Below are 1,788 nucleotides of genomic sequence, written 5' to 3'. Positions count from 1 at the left end.
TGTTGTCCGACCATAAATCAACGCGCAGTAGGGGCGGGGCTCTGCTCCGCCCGGGGTACTTGTCCGGAAAATACCGTCTGCGGGAAATGCTGAGGGGCTAAGCCCCCTCCCTACAACACAGTCACAAATCAACGCACCGCAGAAAATTCCCTGGCAAACCCTGTGAATCCCCATTTACACACTAAATTTGTACGCGATACAAAAACACTTATACCTTCACCAAAAACATTTTTATAAAAATTTTTCCCACGCTTCAGCGTTTAAAATGAACTGTTTTTCTGGATGGAACAACTGTACGCCTCTTGCAATCTGTTTGATTTTGGTTATAATGGGACTTGTTCCGCAAAGCCGCCTGTGCGGGCGGTGCGGAGCAAAGAGGGGAAAGACCCAAGACTCTATTATAATAAGGAAGAGGAATTTGTATGAATCAACTGTCGAAGGCGGCCAAATCGATGGCCGACAAGTACAACCAGACTAGCCTGATTCTGCGCATTGCCATCGGTCTGGTGGTGGGTGCGCTGCTGGCGCTGGTGGTTCCGGGCGCTGTGTGGATTGAGGAATTCGGCAACCTGTTTGTCGGCGCGCTGAAGGGCGTGGCCCCGGTGCTGGTCTTTGTGATTGTGGCAAGCGCGCTGGCGCAGGGCTCGTCCAAGCTCGACCGCCGGTTCGGCACGGTGGTCTGGCTGTATATGCTCACCACCTTTGTGGCGGCGGCGCTCAGCGTTGTGACCAGCAAAATCTTCCCGCAGACGCTGGTTCTGGCCGAGGCCGCTACTGCGGACGTTGTGCCGCAGGGGCTGGGCGACGTTATGCACACCCTGCTTTCCAACATTGTCTCCAACCCGGTTGCCTCGATTATGAACGGCAACTACATTGGTATCCTGATGTGGGCCTGCCTGTTCGGCCTTGCAATGAAGAATCTGAGCAGTGACACCACCAAAAACTTTCTGGCCAACACGGCGGACGCGGTTTCCACGATTGTACGCTGGATTATCAATCTGGCACCGTTCGGCATTATGGGTCTGGTCTTTGCCAACGTAGCGGACAACGGCTTGTCCATCTTTACTCAGTACGGCAAGTTGTTGCTGCTGCTGGTGGGCACTATGCTGTTTATGGCGCTGGTCATTAACCCGCTGATCATCTTCATCTATCTGCACCGCAACCCCTATCCGCTGGTGTTCCGCTGCCTGCGCGAAAGCGGCCTGACCGCCTTCTTCACCCGCAGCTCTGCGGCAAACATCCCGGTCAATATGTCCCTGTGCGAGAAGCTGGGGCTGGATAAGGACATCTACTCGGTTTCCATCCCGCTGGGCGCAACTATCAATATGGACGGCGCGGCCATCACCATCACCATTATGGCGCTGGCCGCTGCAAACACGCTGGGTATGCAGGTTTCCGTGCCCGCTGCCGTTCTGCTGTCCATCCTGTCGGCGTTGGGCGCGTGCGGCGCCTCCGGCGTGGCAGGCGGCTCTCTGTTGCTGATTCCGATGGCGTGCTCGCTGTTCGGCATTTCCAACGATATTGCTATGCAGGTTGTCGGCGTCGGCTTCATCATCGGCGTTATTCAGGATTCTGTCGAGACGGCGCTGAATTCCGCCGGTGACGTGGAGTTTGCCGCCACTGCAGAGTACCACCAGTGGCTCAAGGAGGGCAAGCCCCTGCCTGGCTTTATGGGCAGCAAGTAAAATAGAAACAGCTACAGCCCCGGACTGCACACAACGTGCGGTCCGGGGCTGTTTGCGTGTGCCGAAAAAACACCGGCTCGGCGTTGATTTATGGTCGGACAAC

At 55.9% G+C, this 1,788-nt stretch carries 1 protein-coding gene; it reads left to right on the top strand.

Annotated features, from left to right (window positions below):
• The first annotated feature begins 422 nt into the window (after nucleotides 1-422).
• On the top strand, nucleotides 423-1,685 hold the full coding sequence (gene sstT, locus NE623_RS14375; protein WP_256273495.1) for a serine/threonine transporter SstT: 1,263 nt from the start codon (nucleotides 423-425) through the stop codon (nucleotides 1,683-1,685).
• The last annotated feature ends 103 nt before the right edge of the window (nucleotides 1,686-1,788 follow it).

It is taken from the genome of Gemmiger formicilis (assembly GCF_024462815.1).
Lineage (GTDB): Bacteria > Bacillota > Clostridia > Oscillospirales > Ruminococcaceae > Gemmiger.
The sequence above is the reverse complement of the archived record's forward strand: the minus strand, read 5'-3'. Positions and strand labels throughout refer to the sequence as shown.